This is a genomic window from Fibrella aquatica, from assembly GCF_041321135.1.
Lineage (GTDB): Bacteria > Bacteroidota > Bacteroidia > Cytophagales > Spirosomataceae > Fibrella > Fibrella aquatica.
On the sequence record NZ_JBGGWF010000004.1, the window covers coordinates 61,940 to 88,903 of the forward strand.

Here is a 26,964-nt window from a genome sequence, read left to right on the forward strand (position 1 = left end):
CTATTTTTGAAAAATAATTCGAGAATCATGAAATGCTTTTTACAATGAATTTATTTCTGAATTTCATCGAAAATCCTGTGGTCTCGATTTTAATCTTGTTAATTACATCTAAAGGTAATGATTTGAGATAAAACCAAACATTCATCAATAAAAACGGTAAATAACTAATAAGTATTATCCAAGTATGTGTGGGTTTAAAAACCAAAATTAACATAAATAAAGATGACAGAAGTACAGAAACAATTGCCATAAAATAACTCATACTCGGCCACGATAGTCCATTTCTATTTAACCATGCTTTGGCAAAATATTGATAATATAATGCAGCAACAAATTCAGCTAGCAACAAGGAAAATCCGGCCCCAACTATTCCAATCAAAGGAACCAACGTGAACATTCCAATAATCACAACCACCATTGCTGAAAATGAAACAATAAGCTGTGGTTTTAATAAATTATTAGAATTTATAACAGCAATTGCTGGTTGCGAAAGTGCGTATAACAAAACTGTCATAGATAGAGCTGAAAACAACAGAGGATTAAATGCCACTTGACCATTTGTCCAGATTAGAAACAAAGGAGATATAAATGCCTGAAGTAATACTACTGCTGGTGCCATCAATAAAATTAGAACTACCCAGATAGTGGAAAATGCAGATTCACTTTTTTGCTGATCCCTTTCACGAAGAAATCGAGCTAATTCTGGCAAAATAGGATTAGTAATAGTACCTAATCCTTGCATTGCTACATTAGCACCGGTCCTCATTGTAGCAAAAGCAGTCATTCCTGAAACACCACTGATAGGCGACAGAATCATTCTGATACCTTGCTGTCTAAACATTTCCAGTACTGCTTTAAAAGTGAGTAATAACGATTTTTTATAATTTAATAATCCAGTTTTAACTAATGGTCTGTGTAGTAATATACTTTCGATTTTAAAAATACGCTTAACATCATAAAAAATAGCTAAATTAACTGTTAAATTACCAGCAAACATTAGTGATCCTGCCTCAAGTACACTACCTCCTCTTATAACGGTCAACAACGGAAAAAGTGTAACAACACTTTGGGTTAAGGTTTGCCACCATGCAAATCTACTATAGTAACCAAAAGGACTTAAGCTTCTAGTTAGAAGGCCTCCAAATGAACCAGTTAGTGACCATATAACAACTTGTCCTAGTAGAAGAAATTTTAATTGATTAGCCAGCTTTTCATTCCCAACTGTTACATCATGAAACCAGCTAGTATTGATTAGTACCAGAGTTAAAAGAGTTTGAATTATTATGTTCAGAAAAGATATAGGTAAGGCAGAAGATAAAGTTTTTTCGATATCTTCTTTATTGTCTCTCCCTAGAATTAGGAATCTATTTCCTACGTAGTTTTGGTGTCCTATATCTAATATTTGCAAAAAACTACTTATTGAAGAAAAAGTTAGCCATACACCATATTCTTCTATATTCCAATGTCCCAAAAATATGGGTGTAATTAACAGTTGAGCTACAAGATTGATTATTATTTGAAGCCAGCCAGCCGCAGATCCAGAGATCACTCTTTGCAATAAATTAGATTTCATAGTTTACATTTTTCTATAAATAAAATCACGCCTTTTTTCTCTCAACCATTTTAACATAGAAGATGGAAGAAGTAATTTTGCAGCATATTTCTTGTAATATTTCATATCATAAATATTTACGTCAGTCATAGTATTATTTGATATTATCTCATTACTCAACAATGCTTTCCACCTTTTTATTGAATTATCTTTTGTGTAAAATTTTCGAACTCGACTATTCCCAATTTTTGAGAGTTTGTTTGCATAATTTCTGTCATTCAACAATTTTATAATCGCTTGCTCTAATTTGGTACTGTTATCAACTAATATACCTCCCATCTGGTGTCCCACTATTTCTAACAAGCCACCTGCGGCCCCTCCTATTACTGGAACTTCTAGTGCCATAGCCTCAGCTGCCGATACACAAAATGTTTCGACTGATCCGTCTTTGTATGTATTAAGATTAACTACCACAATTGTACTTAGTGCCATCTTATTGTATAAAATTTCTTTAGGAACGCTACCGAGAAAGTGTACACCAAATTCTTGGGCTGATACTTTCGTACCTCCTAAAAAAGACAATATTTTGTTCTCATATCCTTCCTCTGCAATTCCTTCCGTGCCTAACATGCTGTCACTTTTATACAAGCCTGGAGATCCGCATACATCTAAACAAGCTTTGGGAAATCTTCTATGAATTTTAGGCCAAACTTTTGCTAAGTGATGGAATCCTTTACTATCTTTTAGCGCACCAACATATGTGATAATTTGATTATCTATGCTAATAGTTTTATCAGAACTTTTAATTAAACTTTCATCTACAAAGTTAGGTATGACGATAGTTTTATCATATATAATATGATGTACCAATGAACTTCGCTGAATATTTGATACTGCTACTAAACGATAGAATGATTTGCATTTGTACGCGTTTGTACACCAGTTAAAACTAGGAGTATTTTGAGCCCAAGATATTAATTGAGTCTCTTTATCGGATGCGTATGTTAAAAACAATTCCTGCTCTTTACCTTCTTTTGCTCCAAATATCAAAAAGCTTATTTTTTTATTTAGACAATATTCATACGCATTAGTTAAATTATCTACAATAGCAAGGTTATGAACTTTTCTATCTACTAAATTGGGCGCATTGGTTGATAGAAGTATTACTTCACTATCTGAGCTTAGTTCATCAAAAACCTGCAATAGTATAGAATCAGTTCCTGATAAAGCTTGTTTAGATATAGCTATATCCCAATCTCTACCTAATACTCTCGAATCAAAAAAGAAAGCGGCTTTCATATCAACTAATAATTAACTTTTTAGACAACACATCATTAATTTATTTTTAATTTCAAGCAAAATTAATACGTCATTTTAAAATTGATTTTACGACATTTTTTGTGTAATTTTTTACACTATTTAAATTTACCTTTGCATCGTAGTACTCATTACCAATCAAGTTTCCAAAATTCAGTATTTTATCGTTTGTTAGTGGCACAGAAAATTGCAAAGCAAACTCAGGTTGTTCCAACGGGAAACGTATAGCTTTCTGCCATGAGGCTGGAAGTATTGGATGTAAATTTTTCGTTTTTTCGCTCCAATTTAACCATTTGTGAACATACCATTTGTTTGAAAACAACTCATTTGCATGCCCCCAAGTAGAAATTTTATCAAACATTTCCTCATCTGACATCACATAACCATAGTGGTAACATGCACAGTCAATTACTTTAGTATCACCAAAGGGTAGTCTTTTTCTCATGAAATGTTCGTCCGACGAGCAACGTATAGCAAAGCTAGCATTAGTATGCTTGATACTGTCATTTGGATATACTAAAACAAAATCAGACGATTTCCAGAAGTTATACCAAGTTGTCTTTAAACTATTGTCACTTTTATTACTCAGTAAGGTTTTTTTTATATTATTCCAAGCTTGATCTGTATAAAACTCATCAGCGTCTTGCACAATTAACCAGTCAAAGCCTTCATTTCTTGCTCTAGAAAGGCAATCGTTTCGCATATCCTCCTCGGTTACCCAATCACCACAAATTATCTCAACCTTTGAATTTTTTAATGCAATGTCTTTAAGACTTGAAAGGGTTGTAGGATTAACTGCATTTAATCTAGACGATTCAACATATCCCCAAGGTTTATCTGAATGAGCTATATAAACTTTATCCACGTGAGGGCTTAAGTTTCTTATCACCGGCTCAATGAATCTGTTTACGTTGTATGCCAAAACGTGGGCAGCAATTTGCATGAAGTCTTTAATTTAAGAAAATTAATCAAAATTGATTTTCTTTACCAAGCATTTATATTTCCTCTAATCATCGAGGAGATTGTGAGCCAACAAATCCAAAGATCAAGTGATGGAGATTTTTTTCTATTATAGAAACGGTCATATTTGACTCTATGGTGCATCTTGATTTCCTGATCAGTCTCACCTCTACAACCACGCACCTGGGCTAGTCCTGTAATTCCTGGTTTAACTCTATACCGTTTTCTATAATTTGGCATTGTGTTCCAGAACTGCGCACTATGAGGTAATGCGTGAGGGCGTGGTCCCACAACACTCATGTCACCCTTCAATACGTTCAAAAACTGAGGCATTTCGTCAAGATTCGTCCTGCGCAAAAACTTGCCTATTGGTGTAACTCGGCAATCATTTTTTGACGTCTGCTTAAACATCCCATCTCCTACTTTATGAGACATCGTTCTAAACTTTAAACAGTTGAACGGAACACCTCTGTATCCCGTACGCTTCTGAATGAACAAAATCGGGCCGGGAGAACACATTTTGATAAGAATTCCCAAAATGGGGATCAGCCATGATAGCACTAGAATTGTAATTACTAGCGAAAAACAGACATCAAACACTCGTTTTCCCGGAAACCGAATGCCGAAGTCGCGGCTTTGGGTACGTGGCTCAGCATATACGTAGAGTGCTTTGTAGTGGGAATCAAGACTAAGCATGGTTTTTCTAGTTACATTGAGAGTGGTGGAAAGTCTTATGTACTGGCAATGCAGGTAACGTCAGGCTATTCGCCCTGATTCAGTTTGTTCTTATTGTCCGATCCGCTGTAATAGTCGCCGTATCCATAATTATAGTAATACGATTCGCCTTCGCCGACACCATTCAATATGATGCTCAGCTTCTGGAATCGCTGTTCTTTGTACAGCGTATCTACCATTTTAAGGTAGTTTTTTGGCGTATGGTCATGACGCACCAAGAACATAGTGGCATCAGCGAATGGGGCAATCAGCTGCGAATCGGTAACCAGACCAACTGGCGGGGAATCGACTAGTACATATTCGAAGCGTTCTTTCAATTCCTCGAACAGTTGCGCCAACCGGGGCGAACTCAGCAACTCCGATGGGTTTGGCGGTAATGGCCCTGCTGTAATGATGTAATAATTATCATAGCCCATAATAGGGCGCAACAATTCATCAATTGTAGCGTCGCCAATCAGGTAGTTGCTAAGACCGGCTCGGTTTTCCATATGCAAGCTCTTGTGCAGCTTGGGTTTCCGCATATCCATTTCCAGAATAACCGTCTTACGGCCAACCAACGCGAGACTAGCCCCCAGATTCAGTGAGATAAACGATTTCCCTTCACCACTAATACTTGAGGTAAATAGCAGCACCTGTGCTTTTTGAGATTCGCTCCTCATGAACTGTAAGTTCGTTCGTATTGCCCGTATCTGCTCACCAATAACAGATTGCATCCGGGGTTTGAAGACCAGGTTATCAGTACTGGCCTGACGGCTCTTCACTACTTCACCCAGAATAGGTGTTTTGGTTACATCTTCTACATCCGACCGCCTAAGCACCCGGTTGTTCATCGCATCCTTGGCAGATATGGATATGATCGGGACAAGTAGACCAATAATAACAAATAACCCAAAAATCGTGGTCTTAACGGGTCTCAAAGGTTTACTTCCAGTACGGGCAACATCGACAGTACGACTATCTGAAACGGTAGAGGCAGCCGACAGGGCGGTTTCTTCCCGCTTCTGCAACAAGTACGTATATAGACCGTTTTTGATCGCCTGTTGCCGGGTAATGTTCAGCAATGCCCGCTCCTTACCGGGCACGGTACGGATCATGCCTTCTATGCGTCGGTTATTCGATACAAGCTGACTCCGATTGCTAGTCAATTGCTGCCGCATGGTTTGAATGTTTTCACCAATGCTACCTTTCAGATTTTTCAGCTGACTTTCCAACGACTGCAACAGGGGGCTGTTGCCCGACATCGTTCTCGACAATTCCTCTCGTTTCAGTTCCAGTTCAGAGGCTTTCGTCAGCAGACCAGTCAAAATTGGGTCACTGAATCCCAGTGTGGCTGGTGCCACACCTTTATCGCCCGTTTTATTTTTTACGTAACGATCCACATCTTCCAGCGCACTCAGCCGAACGTTCACTTCATTCAGTTGGGCGTCGTTCTCTTTCACCGTCAGCAAAAACGTCTGTGCCTGTGCGCTTAGATCAGTAATCCCTTGCGTTGACTTATAAAATTCTACCTCTTTCTCTACCGTCGATAGTTCACCAGAAATCAGGGCAAGTCGTTCTTCAATGAAGTTTAAGGTATTGTTCGCTTCCTTGTTCTTGTCAACAATAGCTTCCCGGTTATATTCCTGAATCAACTGATTCAGTATAGCTTCACCCTTGTCAGGTACGGCTTCTTCCAGGCTCAACGCCAATACGGTCGACTGTTTCGCCGTAGGTTCTACTTTTAAACGATTTAGGTAGCCTTCGACTGTTTGTTGCCGACTTGACACCGTAGTAATAATCTTGGATAGGGTATTAATCAATGGTTTACGAGCAAATATACGTAGTTGACCGTAAGGCGTTTTAATGCTTTGATCAACCGGGTATGTCTGTCCGTTTAGCTGCACTTTGCCAGCATCCACAAACGAAATTTCAAGTTCTTCTTTGTATAGTTCAGGTGTTGGCTTTTCAATCAATAGCCGAATTGGCGACTCATCATAGACTTCTTTATTGATGGTGCTAGTTGGCTCGAAGTAACGAACATCCAGCCCCAACTTGTCCACGACGCGATCCATGAGGGTAAATGATTTCAGAATTTCCACCTCGTTCTCCACCACTTTGCTACTGGTGAAAATATCGAGCTCTTTCATCATGCTCTCGCCTGCCGTGCCTTTCTTTTCATCTTTTACCAGCATGCTCGCCTGTACTTTATAGACGGGTTGCTGATACAGCATGTACACGTAGGCTGCTGCCACCGTGACCACGAGCGAGGCAATGAACCAGGGCCAGTTACGCACATACCGCATTAAGATGGCGCGCAGATTAACCTGAGGTTCTATTTCGTAGGCCTGATAGGGCGTATATGAGTTGGTGTTCGTGTTCATGCGGATATTCAATTAAATACGGCTAACGATGATCGCTATAAATGACAAAGCACTGATGATAATAGGCAATAACTGATAAGTGCGGTCAGCATTAGCGACTCGAGCCTGACCGGGTTCCACATACACCACGTCGTTGGGGCGCAGGTAATAGAAGGGAGATTGAAACAGATCACGTTTAGTCAGATCAACCCGGTTAAAGGTGCGCTTTCCGTTTTCTTCCCGAATAATCAGCACGTTGTCGCGCCGGCCAAAGATGGTGATGTCGCCAGCCAGCCCCAGAGCGGCGGGCAACGTAATCTGCTCATTTGGGATCGAGAATAGAGAAGGCCGGGCCACTTCGCCTGTGACCGAAATCTGAAAATTTTGGTTTCTCACGTTTACGGTTGGCTCTTTCAGGTAATCAAGTAGCTTGGTCCGAAGCAATGCCGCTGCCTGTGTATTGGTTAACCCCTGCACCGACTGTGATCCGATCAGCGGTAACGAGATTTGTCCCTCATCGTTCACCAAATAGCCAGGCGTATAAGGTACTGGACTAGTTGGCGATGACGCGGTTCCTGATCGATCAGCCATTGACATGGCCGTGTACGGATTGAAGAATGCGGTTGCTTCCGGGCTCAGGCTCCCAACCTGCACAGAAAGCACATCGCCCGCTTTGATGGTGGGTATGTAACGTGGGCCTACAGCCAGGGTATCTTTACCTGATTCGCTTGCCTGATACAACACCAGTTCTTTGCTGGAGATACAGCTCGACAAACCGGCACACAGACAAACCAACCAAACGCCCAACCGGGCACGAATAAAACGAACAGTCATACAGGCTACGTCAAACACTATCGATACTGATTTTGTAAATAACTACTATGGTACTGCCGCAACAGCGCATCCAACTGATATCCCACTCTATACCGAGTGGCAATATTGTATCCTCGGGTATAGGCATATTCCCAACGAAACTCTTCACTGCTGCGCAGACGTACCCGTTGGCTTTGGGCAATGCGCCCCGGCCATAGTGGGATGGCGAAGTTGAAACCGCCCGTAGTACCGTTGCCGGTTTTGGTAGCAAAAACGCCGACCTCCACGTTACCCAATTGGCGAATCAGATCAATCCGCGCGCCCCGGTCCTGATACAGATACTGACCACCTGACACTTTGACCGTGATGTCTTGCTTCGGGAAGCGGTAGGCTGCATCGGCCAGCAGCAATAGCTGTTTCGGCGACTCGTGGTAGAATCCGTTTTCGGGGAAGAAGTAAAATCCCGTCAGGCTGGATTCAAGGCCTACCGACCAGTTTTTGGTTAGATCAGCATGGCGAAACTGCGCGTTCACCCCATACTGATCATTGTAGAATAACCCCGCCGACAGGCTCAGGAAGTTGGCCCGGTCGAGCGCCAGAAACTGATTGACAAACGTGGGCGCGGGCCGCACGTTCAGCGCCTGATTATCCAGCGTATTCACGATCGGAAACAATACCCCCCAGTTCAGCACCAGTCCCCGGCTCAAGTACAACTGACTCTGCAACAGCAGGTTGGTTTTACTCTCGACCAGTTGCTCCCGAAACCCGAATTGGGCAACAAATTCAGGCTGTAAGCGAAAGTCCAGCTTATAGGCCCGGCTATCGAACGGATGCGCGTTGGCCCAGTCGGCCCGTTCCCGGCGCGACAGCGTTTGGGTGGTCAGCGTTTCGCCCATCCGGTAGCGCGCCATCGGCACACCCTGAAAAAGCGGCATAAACTCAGTCACCTCTTCCGGTCCTGCTCCGGCCAGTGCTTTCGACAGATTCACCATCCCCGCAAATGGGTTCCGGTACAACCGCTGTTCGTAGCTCACCTGCCCAGCCACCCGATCGATCGATACGTTTTCAATGTCATTCCGTGCGTTACCGGAATCCGCCCGCTCCGTAGCTGTCTTCCGAATGGTTGCCTCGTTAGAAGCCGCCGTATTCGGGCGGTAGCCCCGGTACTTCGTCCGAAGCAGGTTGGTGGTATACGACGTACCCACCGTGAGTTGCTCTCCATTCAGCAACCCCGCCTGTACAGTCAGGTGCTTAAACAGGGTAACGTACCCACCCACATTCAAATGCTTTGAATCCCACTCAACCATTACCCCACCTTTGTTGGCCAGGCTAAGTTTTGCCCCGCCGAAAGGACCAACCAGGTACGTGTATGCCAAATCACGCTTATCCAGTACTCTAAAATCAGCGAGAATATTGTTCAGGTTAACACGCCGTCCAACTGTGTAGGGGCTACCATACCCAACCGTAAACGCCGCATCAATCGTTTTCGACAGGGCAGTATGCTTGGTGGCGACTATTGCATGCGTCAGCATTGAGTTATCAACCCCGAATGGAGCCGATAGAATCACAGCTACCGAAGGGCGTTTCTCTGTTTCGGTCAGCATCACATATTTCAAATCAACCTGCCGGTCACCAATACCTCGCCGTTTGAAGGCAATGCCTCCATTCGGGTTCAGCAGATTGATGTTGATGTCTAGTCGCGGCAGCACGGTCAAATTGATATGCGTGATACTTTCCGAATTCGTTCTATTGAATTTAAACGCGTAGTCTCTTGGGTTGTACTTATAGCCAATCGAGAACGTGCCGTCTTCCGTTTGTTCCGCCGAAGGAATGTAGATGAGACCGGGTTTGCCGGAGATGTTCAGCTGTGCCTGCGTCGCCATCGGAAACCCGATAGCCGCCGCCAGCAACAGCCTGAACAATTCCTTTTTTACGGTCTTCATCTGCACTCAATTGACTAACGGTATCCTATATACGTAACACCTTCTGTTACCACTAGTAACATGATTAGCCGGCGGTTACCGGATCGCCCGCTGACTAGTTGAATTTGAAGCGTAATGACAAACCAGCTTCCAGACCGGAGAGGCTTACTTTCTCGGTGGTCGTTACAGCTTCGCTCGTTACCGATTGATTGTAGTTACCCAGGTGGTAGCGCACATCGAGGCCGAGGTACAGTTTTTTCACCAGTTGCTTCTCGGCACCGGCGAAGACCTGCACCCCATACGAGTTGCCCGTTTGGGTCTCGTTCAACGTACCCGGATTGTCCGTCACCACGCGGTCCAGTTCATTGCTGATGAAGTAGCGCGCTACGCTCACCCCGATGTAAGGCGTAAGGAAAGGAGCCTTCGTGTCTGTCGACGTACCTGCGGTGGTCGATACCGGCTTGGCGAACGTATACTTCAGATCAAGGGCGGCCGGAATGATCGACAGCGAGAAATCTTCCGTCCGGGTGGTACCGCCAATGTTCAGGCTGCTCGAGGCCGAGCTCTTCCAGAAGCCCACGCGCCCGCCAATCGACAGGTTTTTGGTAAGGCCTACTTCCAGGGCGGCAGTCGGCATGATTTGTCCACCCAGGGTGGCACCCGCACCATCGTTGTAATCGACCAGGAACGAGCGGTCGTTCCAGTAGTCGAGCTTTGGTTGCCAGTAGCTGGCTCCCACGCTGATACTCTTCAGGTTCACCTGCGCCTGTGCCGTGAAGGTCAATAGCAGACCGGCCATCGCAACGAGTGTTGATACGCTAAATTTCTTGCTCATGAGCTTAAATTGAATGAGTGGTTATGAATCAGATAACAGGGATCAGCACACTGATCATCCGCCGTTACCCTGGTTGTGGCAGCTGGCAATAGCCCGGTCGCGAGAAGCATTGAGCGTCGCCAGTTGGGCGTTGTAATTGGTCGTAATCTTGTTCAGGTCAGCGTTCCTGGCGGCGGTGGCAGAGGCTGTTCTGGCAGTAGAAGCCGTAGTACAGGCGGTGTTTTCAGCGGCCTGCAGAGTGTTATAAATCGTGAGTGCATCCACATAAGCCACCGCATACAACACAACAAGCATGTCGTAATAAGCGCCGAGCACAGCCTTATTGGCGTTCAGGCCAGCAATGCCATCGTTATAATCCTTTGCAGCGGCAGCGCGGAGCGGCGCGAAGTTGGTGGTCACCGCACCTACGCAGGTTGTTGCCTGGGCCGTAATAGCAGCCTGAGCGGTAGCAAAGGTGGCGTTCACCGCGGCGTCCTGCGTGGCTTTCCCTGTATTCAGCGTCGCTACGGCTGCGTTGTACATTTCAGTAGCGGCGGCCTTACAGGCGTCGTCATCGGCGCGGGCCTCGGTCGGCGCCATTTTCTCGATCAGTCCGGTTTCGCTACCCGATGTTGTCCGGCCACCTACTGGTCGGCCGTTTACGGTTGGTAGGGTGAAGGTGGGAAGGTAGGCTTTCAGGGCCGGGTTGGCGGCCAGGGCAGCGGCTTCAGCTTTCAGGTTGTCGGGCAACGTACCTGTAGCGGTCAGGTTAGCCATCACGGTAGGCGAGAAACTGGCGGCCAATTCGGCGGCTTTCGTTGGTGACACGGCTGAGGCAACGGCGTTACTGGCCTGTTGCACCGCGGCGGGCACTACACCGGTTGCCGACATGCTCGACAAGCCTGAGCTAACGGCGGCTGCCGCCGTTGACGAGGTTACCGACGATGCCGTTACCGAGACAGCTGCGGGTTGTGTAGGCGTTACCGGTGGCAGGGTGACACCCTCAAATCCTTTGAAGGTGTAGGTGAATGGTGTGACCGACGCAACATCCTTCGGTTTACAGTTGTACAGGGTTGTCATCAGACATAACCCATACGCGAGAAATCGGATACTCAGCTTGGCAGTTTTCATGTAATGTTTCTTTACAAATTAGTAAGAAGGGAAATGGGCAATTGGCGAGAGTAGTATGACTAAGTAAGAGAAGGCGGACCGTGGTTACCGTTTTTATAAATAATAAGCTTTTTGTTTTCTCAATACCAGAATCAGTAACAACAACCGTACCAGTTCTAGCCTATCGATTTGATTGATTTAAAAAAGCGAAGTGCATATTGATTAAGCGGTTTATCGGCTTTAGCCAGTGGTGAAGACACACTGATTTGGGGGAGAAACAACAATGTCTCCATCAATCTAAACCGCTTTTCAATCTGACTATCAGTGAATTATGACCTATTTAAAGGAATGAAAAATAAATTTGATAGTACTGAATCCAAACAGCGTCTTTATGCGTACATGCTGTTGATTGATTTGGGAACTACTCGAAATAAGTAGATCGGGGGAGAATTGTGGCTGCTGTTGGCTCCTGGGCGCAACGAACCTTTGATCTCGTGAGAAAGTATATAAAGTCATGGAGTGGTGTGTTGTCGGCGTTGACTATTGTTGTCATAACCGGTAGCAAGTATACTACGTATTTTCTAATAATTCCTAATACTGACTTTACTGTAAATAAATACTCATATAGAAAGAATATTAAATATGTTATATATTTTATGTGAAAAAACTATCATTTGTTGGTATACTGGTGCGTTGGCGCTTCTTTTATATATATAGGTATACGATGGTTTTACTAATTTTAACCGTATTTTAATGTCACTTTCTGCATATAATAGCGTCTCGGTCTGTTATCCCCCGCTTGAAATTAAAAACGGTGACATTTAGAAGTCTATTTAATCTGGCTTTAATCTTACGATTGGTTTGTTCGTCACAAAATAAATAAAATCTATAGACTCAATAGACTGGCCTGATTATTGCGCCCCCGTTCCTACCTCTGCGTCGGCCGTGTTGGTGCTGTCGATGGTCATCTTGTTTTCCAAAAACAAAGCGTTCCGCAGCAACGGCCCATCGTGTCAACAACACAGATCAGTCGTTACTGCGGAACGTTTCAGTATCCGTCCGTCTGCTAAAGCAGACGGCAACAAAACAAAAGTCCCTTTGGGACTGTCAACCTGGTTAGTCCCAAAGGGACTTGCGGCTAGTTGCCGTCTGCTTCAGCTGACGGACCTACAGCCGATTAATGATGACCGCCGGGACCATGCGCGTGACCGTGCGACAATTCATCATCCGACGCGTTGCGCACTTCCACTACTTCGATATCGAAATGCAGGGTTTCGCCCGCCAATTCGTGGTTGGCATCGATCGTAACCGACGTTGGTCCCACTTCTTTCACGGTCACCACCATGCCATCATCGGCCTGGAACTGCATGCCTACTTCGACGGGCGAACCGCCAAACGCCGAGGCGGGTACCTGATGAATATTTTTTGGATCGAGAATCCCGTATCCTTTTTCCGGTGGAATAACCAGGTTCAGTTTATCCCCCGCCTGCCGACCTTCGAGGCCTTCTTCCATACCCGGAATCAGGTTGTTTTCACCGTGCAGGTAATATAATGGCTCACCGCCTTCACTCGAATCGAGCACTACACCCGCGTCATTGCGCAGGGTGTACCGAATAGCAGCTACCTTATGTTTTGTAATATGCATACGTCAATCAATGCGTTTGGTATGGGTAGGTAACTATTAGAACTAGTTTCAGGTTTCAAGTTTCAGGTGCTCCGCTTATCAACCGGATCGTAAGTTAGCAGCGCTTTTGTCATCCCGACGCTAGGAGGGATCTTGGCGTTACTTTAAAAAGAGCCAGGCACTATTAAAAGGAACGCCAAGATCCCTCCTAACGTCGGGATGACAAAAGCGCTGCTAACTTACGATCCGGTTGATTGGCAGCGCACCGCAGCGGCGGACCGTTTGAAACTTGAAACTTAATTTCATCCCATGTCCTCACATCATATTGTCCGGGAGAAGCAGGAGCCGGCGCTGCTTATTGCCAACGGTGAATCCTGCGACGCCGAATTGCTGGGTCAGTTGCTGGAATGGTCGCCCTACGTGGTGGTGCTCGATCAGGCGATCTACCGCGTGATGGAGATGGGCTTGAAAGCCGACGTCCTCCTCGGCGATTTCGACCGCGACATCGACCTCGACGCCATCCGCACGGCCCAATACCCGATTGAGATTGTGCCAACGCCCGATCAGAACAAGACCGACCTCGAGAAAGGCATCGATTTCCTGATCGAGCGCGGTTTTCCGGCCGTCAACATCGTATGGGCCACCGGTCGCCGGATGGATCACACGATCACGAACCTGACCAACCTTGTCCGGTTCAAGTCGACGATTAAGGTCACGCTGATCGATGACTATTCGGTGGTGTACCCGCTCGTGGGGCGTTTTGAGAAGTGGTACGCCAAAGGCACGCCGATCTCGCTGATCCCCGTCGGCACGGTAACGGGCATCGTCACCGAGGGTTTACTGTACAACCTGCACAACGAATCACTGACGATCGGTTACCGCACCGGCAGCAGCAACGAAGCCGCCGAAGACGGTTTCGTCCGCATCACCACCGAATCCGGCGATCTCTTGATGATGGAGTGTAGAGATTAGAGTAAGACGATGAATTTCGGATGTCGGATTGGCTTCGCGCTGGATGGCTTGGCGCTGGTTTGGCTTCGCGCTCTAGGCCCTTCGACAGGCTCAGGGTGACAGGAAACACAAGAATGGTAGCCCGAACATGGTGATGATTGATGTCACCCTGAGCCTGTCGAAGGGCCTAGCGCGCGAAGCCATCCAGCGCGAAGCCATCCGGCGCGAAGCCACACAGCGCCAATCCATCCATTGCCAAGCCATCCAGCGCCAATCCGATATCCAACATCCGATATCCAAAATCCAACATCCGATATCCAAAATCCAACATCCTTCATGCGTTACGTAGCTATTCTCCTGTTCAATGAAATAGAAGTACTCGACTTTGCCGGGCCATTTGAAGTATTTGGCGTAACCGGTCGACAGTCGGGTCAAACGCGGTTTTCGGCGCCGCCATTTCAGGTATTTACCGTAGCCGAGCGCGGACCAGTATATGCCCGTAATGGGTTGTCTATCAACCCAACGTACCTGCTGAACGACCATCCGAAACCGGATATCCTGATCGTTCCTGGCGGAGGTAGCTATCTGGCAGATGGCACACCCGCTGGTGCCCGCCGCGAAATGGATAATCCGGCCGTACTGAACTGGGTACGTCGCCACGCGCCCGCCGCTGAGCTGGTGCTATCAGTCTGTACGGGTTCACTCATCCTGGGCAAAGCAGGTCTACTCAGCGGCTTAGTAGCAACGACCCATACAGGAGCCGTGCAATCGATGCGCGATCTGTTTCCCGACGTCACTATGAAACCAGCAGAGCGCTGGGTCGACAATGGCAAGGTGATCACATCGGCAGGCATTTCTGCCGGCATCGATATGTCGCTCTATGTCATCGGGAAGCTCTTCGGCCCAGACGAAGCCCGCGAAACAGCGTCGTACATGCAGTACGATCACTGGAAATGAAAGGATGATGGATATCGGATGTTGGATGTCGGATTTGGGATTGGCTTCGCGAGCTAGGCCCTTCGACAGGCTCAGGGTGACATCAATCATCACCATGTTTAGGCTACCATTCTTGTGGTTCCTGTCACCCTGAGCCTGTCGAAGGGCCACAAGCGCGAAGCACACCAGCGCGAAGCCAGCCAGCGCCAATCCAATATCCTAAATCACTTCAATCTCTCCACCTCATACCGTAATTCATCAGCTAGTTGGCGGATGCGGTCGTAACTGGGGGCGGGGGGTGGGAGTTGCTGACTGAAGAAGGCTCTCACGTCCCATACTTCCAGCACATCTTTCAGCGCTACTTCGCGGTTGGGTACGTTGGGTTTGTCGGCGGTGAGCAGCAGCGTGCCTTTGTCTTTGACCTTGCTGAATACCCGCCGCGCCAGAATACCCTGGTGCTGAACGAGCAGCACATAAAACTGACCGTCGGTGATCTCGAACCAGTTGCGCACAAACTGCCCGATGAGCCAGGCCCCGGGGAAGGTAAAATCACCGTCGGCTTCAAACGCGCGGTACTGCCCCATCGGCAGCATGGGAAGCCGCATGGTCGGCAGGCGACTCAGGTAATCAGGCTGCTGGAAATGGTGCTGATAGTCGCTAAACTGCCCCTGATGCACGTAATGAATCGTTTGCGCCGACTGATCGGGGCCGGGTTGCCGGTCGGGCATAGGCGCAGCGGGCGATGGTGCTTTCTCGAAGTGATTGTTGAAGGCGGGCAAGGGCTCTCCACCCGTACCAAATCCCTCGGCCGCCCGGCTGACGGTAAACGGCGGCGTCTGCACCGGCTGACCCGACCGGGCGCGCATTTCCTCATACAACTGCCCCGACTGCGGCACCGACCGGTCGGGCTCTGACCGCTCTACAGGGGTAGGACGTGGCGGCGCGGCCTGCTCCCGATCGGCGGAACGGTCGGACGGTGCTTTGTAATATTTTTCGAGTACGTTGACCAGCGGTTGCGGCTCGGCCCCCGTAAATTCACGGGTAACCGGCGGAAGCCGGGGATCGCTGATCTGCGGCGGCGACGAAATAAAATCATCGTCTTCATCGGTTTCGCTGAAAATCGGGGGTGGCGAGGCGGCACGGGTGCTGCTGTGCGTACCAATCGGCAGGCTCAGATCGGGCGTCTCGCGAATTTTGCGCAAATCCTGTTTCAGCAGCTGATCGACCGACGTATTAAAAAGTTTAGCAATCGTGATGAGCGTGTTCCAGTTTGGGTTGGCACGCCCCTCTTCATAAGCACCCAACAACGACCGCTTGATGCCGATGCGCTGCGAAAACTGCTCCTGCGTTAAGCCATTCAACTTTCGTAAGTATTTGATGTTGTTGCTGACGAGCGTCATGGACGGATCGGGTTTTGGTAAAATTTTTAGTAAAGAACGTTTTTTTTTGATTCCGCACGTAACACACGCTACATTACTTCGGGTGAGGGGGTGAAGGGTGAAGGGTGAGGGGCGAGGGGTGAGGTGGCGAAGCCAACCAACGCGAAGCAATACGACAAAATGTCTTGCCCCTCACTCTTCACCCCTACCACCCCATAAATGTTCATTCATTTATGTATTCCCTTTACTAGATTGCACCACATCACCCCTTCACCCCCTCACCACATCGCCCCTCACCCCTTCACCCCTCACCAATTCACCCCTCACCCCTCACCCCTCACCCCTCACCCCTCACCCCTCACCCCTCACCCCTTCACCCCTCACCCCTCACCCCTTCACCCCTCACCCATGCATTTCATCAGTAAACTTTTCCTCTTAGGTTTATTAGCGCATCAGGCCGTTGGTCAATCGGTGGGTAGCGACAGCGCGGTATTGGCCAGCACTACCCGGCAGGCTGTGGTTCGGTATGAACAGGTGAGCCATACGCTGGAACAGCTCTACAATGGCCCCGAATACATTGGCTATGACCGGCAGATGGAAGGGCACGCCTTTTTTCAGACCGATAGCCTGCTGTCGGGACGGGTCACGTATCAGGGTGGTGAGTTTACGGTGCCCATGCTGTTTGATATTGTTAAAGATCTGTTGGTGGTCGTGCATCCTACCGGCTATCGCATGGCCCTGCACAGCAACCGCATTCAGCGCTTCACGATCGATAAACAGCCGTTTATTCGCCTCGACAGTCTGCAACAAAACATGCCGTCGGGCTTCTACAACCTGGTGTATGATGGTCCGAGCCAGGTATTAGTGCGGCGCGTCAAACTCATCGTGGCCGCTCCTTCAACAACGAGTCCCTGGAATGCAGGAATGTTTGGTTCGTTCGACCCCAAAACGACCTATTTTATCCGACGAAACGGAACGTATGTTCAGGTAAAAAACAAACGGGCATTATACACCCTCTTTGCCGACCGTCGGAAAGAGCTGATGGCCTACGCCCGTCAGCAACAGATACGCTTTAAACCATCACCCGAAGCTGCTTTCCTGAAACTGACTCAACACTACGATCAACTGACCAAGGCGTTATGATAACATGATATATTGTTGCTTTTGCGTACCTAAACAGGTACGTTTTTGCATGGTAAGTTGCTTTCGCCTTGCCCTTCGACCGCGAAAGCAACTTACCACACATCGGCAACACAACTCCCAAAAATTACCAGCCATGTACACATCGTATTACTTGTCACTCACGGTATGATAAAACACTACTGTCTCTTTCTGCTTCTCTACTGCGGTGCTGCCCAACTCTGTCTGGGTCAGACAAACCGGAACAAATCCATCTCGGGGCAGTTCAACGGCCTGTCGTTCGCTCAGTTCGTTGAGGCCCTCGAAGCCCGCACCGACTACCGGTTCTACTACAGCCCCACCGATGTTGACAGTGTGTTGGTGCAGCTTCAGGTAACCGACAAACCGCTGGAACACCTGCTCACCCGCGTTTTTGAGGGAACGCCACTCCGCTTCGCCATCGACAGCCGGAACCGGGTCTTCATCACCGCCAACCAGGCCATCCGCCTCACGTTGCCACCCGGCTTTTTCGACCGGGGGGCCGACGTACCCACCGACGATACACTTACGGTCGACTACGGGGCCGTGCGGGAGCAAACCCGCCTGTCGCTCGAAACCAAGCTGTTTGAGATCGGGTCGCGGGGAAGCAGCAGCCGAACGGGCAATGCCACCGTGGCGGGACGCATCCGAAGCACACTGACCGGCGAACCCGCCATTGGCGTGTACGTGCTGATCGACAAACCCCGCATTGGCGTACTCACCGATCAGTATGGCTCCTACTCCATCTCGCTCCCGCGTGGCCGACACGAGCTCCAGATCAAGAGTATCGGCATGAAAGACACCAAACGGCAAATCATGCTGTATGGCGATGGAAAGCTGGATATTGAGATGGACGAAGAGATAGTCCCCCTCCGCGAACTGATTGTGGGGGCCAAGAAAGACATCAACGTGGCGGGCCTGCAAATGGGCAGCGAACGACTCGATATTCGGACCATCAAGCAAGTGCCTACGGTGCTGGGCGAGGCTGATCTGATTCGCGTGGTGCTCACCTTACCCGGCGTGAAGTCGGTCGGTGAAGGCACGGTCGGCTTCAACGTGCGGGGTGGCTCGGCGGGGCAAAATCTGATTCTGTTCAACGATGCGGTCATCTACAACCCGTCGCACCTGTTCGGATTCTTCTCGGCCTTCAACCCCGACGTGATCAAATCGGTGGAGCTCTACAAAAGTGCCATTCCGGCCCGTTTTGGTGGTCGATTGTCGTCGGTTCTCGATGTGACCACGCGCGATGGCAACAAGAAAAAACTCGTCGGCTCGGGCGGCATCGGCCCACTCACCGGTCGGCTGACGCTGGAAGGTCCGCTGCTGTCGGAGAAAACCTCGTTCCTGATCGGGGTACGTTCCACCTATTCCGACTGGCTGCTGAAACAACTGGCCAACGCCGCCTACCAGAACAGCAAGGCTTCGTTCTACGACCTGAACCTGCACCTCACCCACGAGGCCAACGACAAAAACACGTTTTACCTCACCGCCTACACCAGCCGCGATCAGTTTCAGCTCAACAGCGACAGCCTGTTTACCTACCAGAATCAGGTGGGGGCGCTGAAATGGAAACACGTGTTCAACAGTAAACTCTACGGCGTGCTAACCGGTACCTACAGCCGCTACCAGTATGGTGTGGCCAGCAACGATAACCCTACCGAGGCCTTCAAATTCGGCTTCGACATCCGGCAAAGCACCGCCAAGGTCGACTTCAACTTCTACCCCAACGCCAAACACACCGTCGATTTCGGTCTTAGCACGACCCTCTATAAACTCCAGCCCGGCAACCTGGAAGCCAGCGGCGCCGAATCGCTGATCAATCCGGTGCTCGTTCCCCACGAACAGGGGCTGGAAACGGCCCTGTACATCGGCGACCGGTTCGATATCTCTGACCGGCTATCGCTGAACGTGGGGCTTCGCTATTCGCACTTCATGAACCTCGGCCCCGGTCAGGTGTATGGGTACGTACCCGGCGTATCGCGCACGTTGGCCACCATCCGCGATACCGTTTCCTACGGAGCGGGCAGCGTAGTGAAAACGTATCAGGGCCCGGAATACCGCGTTGGGTTACGCTACGCCATTTCCGACGATTTTTCGGTGAAGGCGAGTTATAACCGCATGCGGCAGTACCTCAACATGCTGTCGAATACGGTAGCCGTGTCGCCCCTGGATATTTACAAGCTGAGCGATTCCTACATTCAGCCGCAGGTTGGTGATCAGTTTTCGGTGGGTCTCTACAAGAACCTGCGCGCCAACACCATCGAACTGTCGGTGGAGGGCTATTACCGCACCCTGACCAACCAGCTCGACTACAAAAGCGGCGCTACCCTGCTGCTGAACCAACACCTGGAAACCGACGTGGTGCAGGCCGAAGGCGTGGCTTATGGCGTGGAGCTGATGGTGAAAAAGCTGACCGGCAAACTCAACGGCTGGGTGAGCTACACCTACGCCCGCTCCCTCCTGCGCACCACCGACTCCTTCGCCGCCGACGTGATCAACAACGGTGAGTTCTACCCCAGCAGCTACGACAAACCGCACGATGTCACGCTGATTGGCAACTACAAAGTCAATCGCCGGTTCAGCATCTCGTTCAACGCCACCTACAGCACCGGCCGACCCATTACCCTGCCCCTGGCCAAATATGTGCTGAGCGGGGCCGAGCGGGTCTATTACTCGGAACGAAACCAATACCGCATCCCCGATTATTTCCGTACTGACCTCTCGCTCAACATCGAAGGCAATCACAAGGTCAGAAAACTGGCGCACAGCTCCTGGACCATCGGGATCTATAACCTGACCGGACGCCGGAATCCGTATTCGGTGTACTTCAATTCGACCAATGGCGGCATTCGCGGCTACCAGCTGTCTATTTTCGGGCAGCCCATTCCAACGCTAACCTATAATTTCCGATTCTAACGCTATGACCTTTTTTTCTTTCAAGCTTCGATATCTAGGCGTAGCCCTGCTGCTACTGGCCATCGGTTGCGTTGACCCGTACCGCCCGCCGCAAATTGAAGCCCCTAACCAATATCTGGTGGTCGATGGCTTTTTGAACGGAGGAACCGGCAACAGCACGATCAAACTGTCGCGTACCCAAAACCTCACCAGTACCACCCGACCGGTCGTAGAGACACGGGCCAGCATTCGGGTAGAGGGCAACGCGGGGGAAGCCTATTCGTTTGTGGAAAGTGCGGCGGGTACGTACACGCTGGCGTCAACCACGCTACCCATTGGCCGAACCTATCAGGTACGCATCAAAACGACCACCGGTGGCGAATACCTGTCTGATCCAATCACCATCAAGCAAACGCCCAAAATAGACAGCCTGACGTGGGAGGTAAAAAACGACGGGGTGCAGGTGTACGTGAATACCCACGACGATGCCAACAAAACGCGCTACTACCGCTGGGAATTTGAAGACACGTATGAGATCAGAACGCCCTACTCGTCCCCCTTCGATTTTGTCAATGGCCGGGTAGTAAATCGCACCAGCCCGAGGGTGAGTCAGTGCTGGCGTACGCAGAACTCGACGGCTATTTTGCTGGGTACGTCGGCCCGGCTGACGCAGGATGTGCTGAAACAGGCGCCGCTACTGTATATTCCCGGCAGTTCACCCAAGCTCTGGATCAAGTATAGCCTGCTGGCCAAACAGTACGCTCAGTCGCCCGAGGCCTATGCGTACTGGGAAAACTTGCAAAAAACGAACGAGCAGCTGGGTGGCCTGTTCGATCCGCTCCCGTCGGAAATGCTGGGGAACATGCGCAGCCTGACCAACCCCGCTGAACCCGTGCTGGGCTTTGTGGATGGCCACACCGTGGAACAACTTCGCGTCTTTATCGACCGCCCGCTCACGCTGTCGTTCAACCTGCTGCGTACGGGCTACGAAGACTGTGTGCTGGATACTATTCCGTTTCCCGGCCGTCCGGTACTGCCACTTGCGTCTACGTTAGGACCGGGTGGCGGCTACATTGCCATTGAACAGATCCCCGAAAGTTCGTCTTACCTGGCCACTCGCACCCGCTGCGCCGATTGCCGGGATATTGGCACCATCACAAGACCCTCTTACTGGCCTCAGTAATCATGAAAAACACGCTACGCTGGGGTTGGCTCCTCGTGCTGACGGCCCAATGGGCAATGGCCCAACAACCGATGCTGGAGCAATTGCACCATCAATTCAAGACGCATACCACGCAGGCGCTACAGGAAAAGCTGTTTGTGCACACCGATCAGTCGGTCTATATCTCGGGCGAGCGGCTGTGGTTCCGGCTGTTCTACGTCGACGGCAGTCTGCATCGCCCGCTCGACGTGAGCCGGGTGGCGTATCTGGAACTGCTGGACAAAGACCAGAAGGCCGTGGTACAGACCAAAGTGACGCTCGACAGCAGCCGGGGTATGGGCTCTGTTTTTCTGCCCACGAGCTTATTGTCCGGCCATTACACGCTTCGGGCCTACACACAGTGGATGAAGATCACCAGCCCCGAATTTTTGTTCGAAAAGACAATCACGCTCATCAATCCATTCCGGCGGCTGGGCCTGCCCCTCCCCTCCGATTCACTGGCCTACGAGGCGCAATTTTTCCCCGAAGGCGGCCATCTCGTAACGGGGTTGCCCGCTAAGGTGGCTTTCAGCGTAGTGAATCGAAAAACGGGGCGCGGCGTCGATTGCCGGGGTACGTTGCTTGGTCCGGCCAATGATACGCTGGCTCGGTTTACCACGCTCAAATTCGGGATAGGTACGTTCACGTTCACACCAACCGGCAACACACCTTACCGGGTTCTTCTTACCGACCCCGCCGGTCGAACCATCACCCGCCCGTTACCCGCCGCTGCCCCAACAGGCTACACCATGCAAACCACCGATACAGGCGACGGTTTTCTGCGGATCAATGTGGCCACGAACGTCCCCGGCGCCTCGGCCGTATACCTGATCGGGCACACGCGGCAGTTGGTGAAGGTATCGGACGGGCAACCGATCCTGGGCAACAAGGCGCAGTTTCTGGTGCGTAAAAGCAGCCTGGGAGAAGGCATCTCGCACCTGACCCTTTTCGATGCGGAAGGCCAGCCCCTCTGCGAACGGCTGTACGGCAAACGGCCCCAAGCTACCCTCTCGCTCCGGCTTACACCCGAAAAAGCCCAATACACCACCCGCGACAAAGTAACGCTCGATCTCACGGCCAGCAGCCCCACCGGCTCACCCCTATCCGCCGACGCGTCGGTATCGGTCTACAAAATCGATTCGTTATTCTCCGGAAATGAGGTGTCGTTACCCGACTACCTGTGGCTCACGTCTGACCTGCGGGGTACGGTAGAGTCGCCCGATTATTACCTGACGCAGACCGGACCGGAAGCCGACGCAGCGCTGGACAATCTACTACTGACCCACGGCTGGCGTCGGTTTAGTTGGGAAACGGTGCTACGTCCCAAACCCGTTGATAAGATGCAGGCTCCCGAACACCGGGGGCAGGTGGTGCATGGTCGGGTTACCGACGCGCGTACCGGGGCACCCGCCCCTAATGTGTTCACGTACCTGAGTATTCCCGGAAAATCCATCCAGTTGTTCAGCTCCCGGAGCGACCGGCAGGGCCGCGTTCGGTTTGAACTGCCCACTTTTTACGGCACCAACGACCTGGTGCTGCAAACCGCCAACGGAGACAGCCTGCTCCGTGTCGACATTGTGAACCCCTACACCGAAACCGCCGCCACCAGTCGGTTACCGGTGCTGGATCTGCCCAATATGCCGGGCGAATCGGTGCAACAACGGAGCCTGGCCATGCAGGTGCAGAACAGCTATGCCAACGCCTATGCCAACCCGCCCCGGCCGCCCAACACCGACAGCACCACCTTCTACGGCAAGCCCGACGAACGGTATCTGCTGGACACCTATACGCGGTTTACGGTGCTGGAAGAGGTACTGAGTGAATACGTACCCGGTGTGCTGGTACGCCGATCGGGCAGTCACTTTACGTTGCGGGTCGGTAACCTGCCCTACCGCCAACCGTTTGACGAGCAACCGCTGATTTTGCTCGACGGTGTACCGGTCTACGACGTCGACCGGCTGATGGCGTTTAGTCCCTTGAAGATCAAATCGCTGGATGTGGTCACGCGGCGTTACCTGCTGGGCTATGCAAGCATACCGGGCATCATCAGTTTCAAAACGTACAAAGGGGATCTGGCCGGTTTTCAGCTCGACCCCCGCGCGGTGGTCATGGACTACGACGGACTACAGGCACGCCGTGAATTTTACGCGCCCAGTTACACCACGCCTATCCTGGCCGCCAGCCGCCGCCCCGATTTCAGGAACCTGCTCTACTGGAACCCATCCGTTACTACCGGCCCGCAGGGTAAAACGAACCTCAGTTTTTACACATCCGATCAGGAAGGTCGTTACCTTATCGAAGTCCACGCCCTCACCCCCACCGGTCAGGCCAGCACCACCCGGCAACTCATCACCATAGAAAGCCCCATCAAGTAGACGTTGGACGTTAGACGCTGGATTTTGGACATTAGACGTTAGACCTTAGACTTTAGACCTTGAACTTTAGACCTTAGACCTCAATCATGCTTTCCCTCCTCTATCTACTTCCCTTCTTTTTCGCACCAAAAAACGTTGACCCGATGGTGATGCAGAAACCAGCCCCGCCGGTTGTTGGCTGGCAATACCCGCAAAGTGATGGGCCATCGGGTGGTACGACAAAAAAAGCCACGTTGGACGCGACAGATCTGATTGAGTTACCTTATCCCTACGGTGGTGGCTCGGTAGTCACGCTAACCCTTCGCAATCAGGGCGGGACTACTAATGCGTATTTATCGGTGGTGAAAGGGCTGCTGGCACCCAGTTATCAGGGGGGTAAAGCCCTTATCCGGTTCGGTTCGGCCAAGCCTGTCACGTTCACGATGACCGCCGCGGCAAATGGCCGGGGCAACCTGCTCTTTTTCGACGACACGCAACGGCTCATCCGTCAGCTACGAACAGCCAAAGCCATGGCCATCCAGCTAAACGTACCTGGCCAAAAGCTAAACGAGATCCACTTCAACGCAGCGGGATTAACGTGGAAGTAGTGAATGATAATCAGGGAGGAGCGTATTGATCTATCGATGCTACGGCCCGCTGGGGCTGAGTTTAGGTATGATACGTTATTGTGCAACGCATGCTCCGCCCCGCTGGGGCTACATTTGGGTGGGGTGGGTAGGCGTCCTACCGATGCTGCGGCCCGCTGGGCCTGTTGCGCAACCCAAGACAGTTGATGATGGACACTGAAACCACACGGAGAACACTCAGGCCCAGCGGGCCGCAGCATCGGTAGCTTACCAAAACATGCCCCACCTAAACACAGGCCCAGCGGGGCGAAGCATCGGTAGGACGCCTACCCACCCCACCCAAATGTAGCCCCAGCGGGGCGAAGCATGCGTTACACCAGCTATTTTAGTAACTGTTTAGGTAATGTGTTGTCAGGTCCCCGACCTGACAGTTATAGGGGTCCCCGGCCCCGCTACAGTAAACTCAACCACCGCAGGTGGATCACTACTTGCTTGCTCTTCGAGCGTTGAGTAGCCTCTGATCGGGTTGGGAACCCAAAAAATCGTCAGGTCGGGGATCTAACGACACACCCTACCTAAACAGTTACCTATTTTATTTAATTGACAGCATTATAACTACTTGATATACAAATAGCTAATCAATAAATAACATCAAATCAAACATTCGAATAAATATTCATTTTTATTCGAATGTTTGATTTCGTAGGTCTGCTGCACGGTTACACCGAGATTATAGTCGATCATCAACTGAGCTAGTTATTCGCCATCGATCAGCACAATCTTAGTCTCATTTCTCGGTACGTATTCCGACGCCTCTCTGGTAAAGCTGGATGTGGTGATGAAACTCCTTCAACAAAAAATCGGATGACGCAATCGCCATCCGATTTTTATGCAAAATAAGAACAAACGGTAACTTACTTCACCTCACCCACCATATCACCGGGGATCACCCACTGGTCGAATTCGTCGGGGGTCAGGTAGCCGAGGGAAACCGCCGTTTCTTTCAGGGTGGAGCCGTTTTTATGGGCGGTCTGGGCAATCTCGGCGGCTTTATAGTAACCGATTTTGGTGTTCAGGGCCGTAACCAGCATCAGCGAATTCTGCACGTGCTTCTCGATATTTGCTTCGATTGGACGAATACCTTCAGCGCACTTGTCGTTGAACGACACGCATACATCACCGATGAGGCGGGCCGAGTGCAGGAAATTGTAGATCATCACCGGCTTGAACACGTTCAGCTCGAAGTGGCCGTTCATACCGCCAATGTTAATCGCCACGTCGTTACCCATCACCTGCGCCGCCACCATCGTCATGGCTTCGCACTGCGTTGGGTTTACCTTACCTGGCATGATGCTGCTGCCCGGTTCGTTGTCGGGAATAAACAATTCACCAATACCCGCCCGTGGTCCGCTCGACAGCATACGCACGTCGTTACCAATCTTCATCAGGCTGGCGGCGACGGTTTTCAACGCGCCGTGCGCCTCCACAATGGCATCATGCGCGGCCAGGGCTTCAAACTTGTTTTCGGCCGTAACGAAGGGAAGGCCTGTCAGGTCGGCAATGTGCTTGGCCACGTTTTCCGAGTAGTTCGGTGGCGTGTTGATGCCGGTCCCCACGGCCGTACCGCCCAGAGCCAGTTCGGTCAGGTGCGCCAGTGAATTGTTGATAGCCCGAAGCCCGTGATCGAGCTGCGACACGTACCCGGAAAACTCCTGCCCTACCGTCAGCGGGGTGGCGTCCATGAAGTGGGTACGTCCGATTTTCACCACGTGCATGAACTCCTTCGCCTTGGCGTCGAGCGTATCGCGTAGTTTTTTGATACCCGGAATCGTCACCTCCACCAGCGCCTGATAAGCCGCAATGTGCATGGCCGTCGGGAAGGTATCGTTGCTGCTCTGCGACTTGTTAACGTCGTCATTCGGGTGTATTACCTTCTTTTCGTCCATTAGTGAACCGCCGTTGAGCACGTGCGCCCGGTAGGCCACCACTTCGTTGACGTTCATGTTACTCTGCGTGCCCGAGCCAGTTTGCCACACCACGAGTGGAAACTGATCGGCCAGTTCACCCGCCAAAATCTCGTCGCATACGCGGCCGATGAGGTCACTTTTTTCCTGCGTCAGTACGCCTGCGTCGAGGTTGGTGAGGGCGGCGGCTTTTTTCAGCACGGCGAACGCCCGGATAATTTCGCGCGGCATGCGGTTGATGTCCTGCGCAATTTTGAAGTTTTCAATTGAACGCTGCGTTTGTGCGCCCCAATACACATTGGCCGGTACCTGTACCTGGCCCATCGTGTCTTTTTCGATCCGGAACTCCATTT

The 26,964-nt window shown here is 50.4% G+C and carries 22 protein-coding genes; 7 read left to right on the forward strand and 15 right to left on the reverse strand.

Features of this window, described 5'->3' with window-relative positions; all coding sequences use genetic code 11:
- Positions 1 to 25: 25 nt before the first annotated feature.
- The 10 genes from ACAW87_RS11130 to ACAW87_RS11175 form a co-directional block, all read right to left on the reverse strand.
- Entirely contained in the window at positions 26 to 1,573 is a 1,548-nt protein-coding gene (locus ACAW87_RS11130; RefSeq protein WP_370723922.1) for an MATE family efflux transporter, read from the reverse strand.
- Between the two features lie 3 nt (positions 1,574 to 1,576).
- Positions 1,577 to 2,851 carry a glycosyltransferase family 4 protein gene (locus ACAW87_RS11135; protein WP_370723470.1) on the reverse strand — a complete coding sequence of 425 codons (1,275 nt, stop codon included), beginning with the start codon at positions 2,849 to 2,851 and terminating at the stop codon, positions 1,577 to 1,579.
- 70 nt (positions 2,852 to 2,921) lie between these two features.
- Complete coding sequence (locus tag ACAW87_RS11140; RefSeq protein WP_370723471.1) at positions 2,922 to 3,812, reverse strand: glycosyltransferase family protein; 891 nt, start codon at positions 3,810 to 3,812, stop codon at positions 2,922 to 2,924.
- A 41-nt stretch (positions 3,813 to 3,853) separates the two neighbouring features.
- On the reverse strand, positions 3,854 to 4,525 hold the full coding sequence (locus tag ACAW87_RS11145; RefSeq protein ID WP_370723472.1) for a sugar transferase: 672 nt from the start codon (positions 4,523 to 4,525) through the stop codon (positions 3,854 to 3,856).
- A 65-nt stretch (positions 4,526 to 4,590) separates the two neighbouring features.
- Positions 4,591 to 6,924, reverse strand: a complete 2,334-nt coding sequence (locus ACAW87_RS11150; protein WP_370723473.1) for a GumC family protein — start codon at positions 6,922 to 6,924, stop codon at positions 4,591 to 4,593.
- Positions 6,925 to 6,936: 12 nt separating this feature from the next.
- Positions 6,937 to 7,737, reverse strand: a complete 801-nt coding sequence (locus ACAW87_RS11155) for a polysaccharide biosynthesis/export family protein (RefSeq protein ID WP_370723474.1) — start codon at positions 7,735 to 7,737, stop codon at positions 6,937 to 6,939.
- 17 nt (positions 7,738 to 7,754) lie between these two features.
- On the reverse strand, positions 7,755 to 9,659 hold the full coding sequence (locus ACAW87_RS11160; protein ID WP_370723475.1) for a YjbH domain-containing protein: 1,905 nt from the start codon (positions 9,657 to 9,659) through the stop codon (positions 7,755 to 7,757).
- Positions 9,660 to 9,753: 94 nt separating this feature from the next.
- Positions 9,754 to 10,473, reverse strand: coding sequence for a hypothetical protein (locus ACAW87_RS11165; protein ID WP_370723476.1), 720 nt, complete (start codon positions 10,471 to 10,473; stop codon positions 9,754 to 9,756).
- Between the two features lie 54 nt (positions 10,474 to 10,527).
- Positions 10,528 to 11,583 carry a hypothetical protein gene (locus tag ACAW87_RS11170; RefSeq protein ID WP_370723477.1) on the reverse strand — a complete coding sequence of 352 codons (1,056 nt, stop codon included), beginning with the start codon at positions 11,581 to 11,583 and terminating at the stop codon, positions 10,528 to 10,530.
- 1,156 nt (positions 11,584 to 12,739) lie between these two features.
- On the reverse strand, positions 12,740 to 13,207 hold the full coding sequence (locus ACAW87_RS11175) for an FKBP-type peptidyl-prolyl cis-trans isomerase (RefSeq protein WP_370723478.1): 468 nt from the start codon (positions 13,205 to 13,207) through the stop codon (positions 12,740 to 12,742).
- Between the two features lie 288 nt (positions 13,208 to 13,495).
- Between ACAW87_RS11175 and ACAW87_RS11180 the strand changes: the two genes are divergently transcribed.
- The gene (locus tag ACAW87_RS11180; protein WP_370723479.1) at positions 13,496 to 14,158 is read left to right on the forward strand and encodes a thiamine diphosphokinase; all 663 of its coding nucleotides are present in this window, start codon (positions 13,496 to 13,498) and stop codon (positions 14,156 to 14,158) included.
- Between the two features lie 166 nt (positions 14,159 to 14,324).
- Here the strand turns inward: ACAW87_RS11180 and ACAW87_RS11185 are convergent, their stop codons facing one another.
- Positions 14,325 to 14,468 carry a hypothetical protein gene (locus tag ACAW87_RS11185; RefSeq protein ID WP_370723480.1) on the reverse strand — a complete coding sequence of 48 codons (144 nt, stop codon included), beginning with the start codon at positions 14,466 to 14,468 and terminating at the stop codon, positions 14,325 to 14,327.
- A gap of 5 nt (positions 14,469 to 14,473) precedes the next feature.
- On the opposite strand from ACAW87_RS11185, the gene ACAW87_RS11190 reads away from it, so the two are divergent.
- Complete coding sequence (locus ACAW87_RS11190) at positions 14,474 to 15,094, forward strand: DJ-1/PfpI family protein (protein ID WP_370723481.1); 621 nt, start codon at positions 14,474 to 14,476, stop codon at positions 15,092 to 15,094.
- Between the two features lie 203 nt (positions 15,095 to 15,297).
- On the opposite strand, the gene ACAW87_RS11195 is transcribed toward ACAW87_RS11190, so the two are convergent.
- The gene (locus ACAW87_RS11195; protein ID WP_370723482.1) at positions 15,298 to 16,473 is read right to left on the reverse strand and encodes a helix-turn-helix domain-containing protein; all 1,176 of its coding nucleotides are present in this window, start codon (positions 16,471 to 16,473) and stop codon (positions 15,298 to 15,300) included.
- Positions 16,474 to 16,541: 68 nt separating this feature from the next.
- Complete coding sequence (locus ACAW87_RS11200) at positions 16,542 to 16,679, reverse strand: hypothetical protein (protein WP_370723483.1); 138 nt, start codon at positions 16,677 to 16,679, stop codon at positions 16,542 to 16,544.
- A gap of 181 nt (positions 16,680 to 16,860) precedes the next feature.
- On the opposite strand from ACAW87_RS11200, the gene ACAW87_RS11205 reads away from it, so the two are divergent.
- The 5 genes from ACAW87_RS11205 to ACAW87_RS11225 all read left to right on the forward strand — a co-directional run bounded on the left by ACAW87_RS11205 (position 16,861) and on the right by ACAW87_RS11225 (position 24,668).
- Complete coding sequence (locus tag ACAW87_RS11205) at positions 16,861 to 17,595, forward strand: hypothetical protein (RefSeq protein WP_370723484.1); 735 nt, start codon at positions 16,861 to 16,863, stop codon at positions 17,593 to 17,595.
- Positions 17,596 to 17,760: 165 nt separating this feature from the next.
- On the forward strand, positions 17,761 to 20,526 hold the full coding sequence (locus ACAW87_RS11210) for a TonB-dependent receptor (RefSeq protein WP_370723485.1): 2,766 nt from the start codon (positions 17,761 to 17,763) through the stop codon (positions 20,524 to 20,526).
- A 4-nt stretch (positions 20,527 to 20,530) separates the two neighbouring features.
- Positions 20,531 to 21,688, forward strand: coding sequence for a DUF4249 domain-containing protein (locus tag ACAW87_RS11215; protein WP_370723486.1), 1,158 nt, complete (start codon positions 20,531 to 20,533; stop codon positions 21,686 to 21,688).
- A gap of 2 nt (positions 21,689 to 21,690) precedes the next feature.
- Complete coding sequence (locus ACAW87_RS11220; protein WP_370723487.1) at positions 21,691 to 24,081, forward strand: hypothetical protein; 2,391 nt, start codon at positions 21,691 to 21,693, stop codon at positions 24,079 to 24,081.
- Between the two features lie 86 nt (positions 24,082 to 24,167).
- Entirely contained in the window at positions 24,168 to 24,668 is a 501-nt protein-coding gene (locus ACAW87_RS11225; RefSeq protein WP_370723488.1) for a hypothetical protein, read from the forward strand.
- Positions 24,669 to 25,403: 735 nt separating this feature from the next.
- Here ACAW87_RS11225 and ACAW87_RS11230 read toward each other — a convergent pair.
- Positions 25,404 to 25,487: a hypothetical protein gene (locus ACAW87_RS11230; protein WP_370723907.1), complete on the reverse strand. Its 84-nt coding sequence runs from the start codon at positions 25,485 to 25,487 to the stop codon at positions 25,404 to 25,406.
- A gap of 74 nt (positions 25,488 to 25,561) precedes the next feature.
- Positions 25,562 to 26,962 (reverse strand): class II fumarate hydratase, encoded by a 1,401-nt coding sequence (gene fumC, locus ACAW87_RS11235; protein ID WP_370723489.1) that lies wholly within the window; start codon positions 26,960 to 26,962, stop codon positions 25,562 to 25,564.
- Positions 26,963 to 26,964 lie beyond the last annotated feature (2 nt).

Excerpts from the sequence above, each read along its gene's own strand:
- ACAW87_RS11180 (WP_370723479.1), top strand. The coding sequence starts at position 13,496 with ATGTCCTCACATCATATTGTCCGGGAGAAGCAGGAGCCGGCGCTGCTT.
- ACAW87_RS11190 (WP_370723481.1), top strand. The coding sequence starts at position 14,474 with ATGCGTTACGTAGCTATTCTCCTGTTCAATGAAATAGAAGTACTCGAC.
- ACAW87_RS11150 (WP_370723473.1), bottom strand. The coding sequence starts at position 6,924 with ATGAACACGAACACCAACTCATATACGCCCTATCAGGCCTACGAAATA.
- ACAW87_RS11170 (WP_370723477.1), bottom strand. The coding sequence starts at position 11,583 with ATGAAAACTGCCAAGCTGAGTATCCGATTTCTCGCGTATGGGTTATGT.
- ACAW87_RS11225 (WP_370723488.1), top strand. The coding sequence starts at position 24,168 with ATGCTTTCCCTCCTCTATCTACTTCCCTTCTTTTTCGCACCAAAAAAC.
- ACAW87_RS11135 (WP_370723470.1), bottom strand. The coding sequence starts at position 2,851 with ATGAAAGCCGCTTTCTTTTTTGATTCGAGAGTATTAGGTAGAGATTGG.
- ACAW87_RS11140 (WP_370723471.1), bottom strand. The coding sequence starts at position 3,812 with ATGCAAATTGCTGCCCACGTTTTGGCATACAACGTAAACAGATTCATT.
- ACAW87_RS11200 (WP_370723483.1), bottom strand. The coding sequence starts at position 16,679 with ATGAACATTTATGGGGTGGTAGGGGTGAAGAGTGAGGGGCAAGACATT.
- ACAW87_RS11160 (WP_370723475.1), bottom strand. The coding sequence starts at position 9,659 with ATGAAGACCGTAAAAAAGGAATTGTTCAGGCTGTTGCTGGCGGCGGCT.
- ACAW87_RS11195 (WP_370723482.1), bottom strand. The coding sequence starts at position 16,473 with ATGACGCTCGTCAGCAACAACATCAAATACTTACGAAAGTTGAATGGC.
- ACAW87_RS11215 (WP_370723486.1), top strand. The coding sequence starts at position 20,531 with ATGACCTTTTTTTCTTTCAAGCTTCGATATCTAGGCGTAGCCCTGCTG.
- ACAW87_RS11155 (WP_370723474.1), bottom strand. The coding sequence starts at position 7,737 with ATGACTGTTCGTTTTATTCGTGCCCGGTTGGGCGTTTGGTTGGTTTGT.
- ACAW87_RS11185 (WP_370723480.1), bottom strand. The coding sequence starts at position 14,468 with ATGTTGGATTTTGGATATCGGATGTTGGATTTTGGATATCGGATGTTG.
- ACAW87_RS11205 (WP_370723484.1), top strand. The coding sequence starts at position 16,861 with ATGCATTTCATCAGTAAACTTTTCCTCTTAGGTTTATTAGCGCATCAG.
- ACAW87_RS11175 (WP_370723478.1), bottom strand. The coding sequence starts at position 13,207 with ATGCATATTACAAAACATAAGGTAGCTGCTATTCGGTACACCCTGCGC.
- ACAW87_RS11220 (WP_370723487.1), top strand. The coding sequence starts at position 21,691 with ATGAAAAACACGCTACGCTGGGGTTGGCTCCTCGTGCTGACGGCCCAA.
- ACAW87_RS11210 (WP_370723485.1), top strand. The coding sequence starts at position 17,761 with ATGATAAAACACTACTGTCTCTTTCTGCTTCTCTACTGCGGTGCTGCC.
- ACAW87_RS11165 (WP_370723476.1), bottom strand. The coding sequence starts at position 10,473 with ATGAGCAAGAAATTTAGCGTATCAACACTCGTTGCGATGGCCGGTCTG.
- ACAW87_RS11130 (WP_370723922.1), bottom strand. The coding sequence starts at position 1,573 with ATGAAATCTAATTTATTGCAAAGAGTGATCTCTGGATCTGCGGCTGGC.
- fumC (WP_370723489.1), bottom strand. The coding sequence starts at position 26,962 with ATGGAGTTCCGGATCGAAAAAGACACGATGGGCCAGGTACAGGTACCG.
- ACAW87_RS11145 (WP_370723472.1), bottom strand. The coding sequence starts at position 4,525 with ATGCTTAGTCTTGATTCCCACTACAAAGCACTCTACGTATATGCTGAG.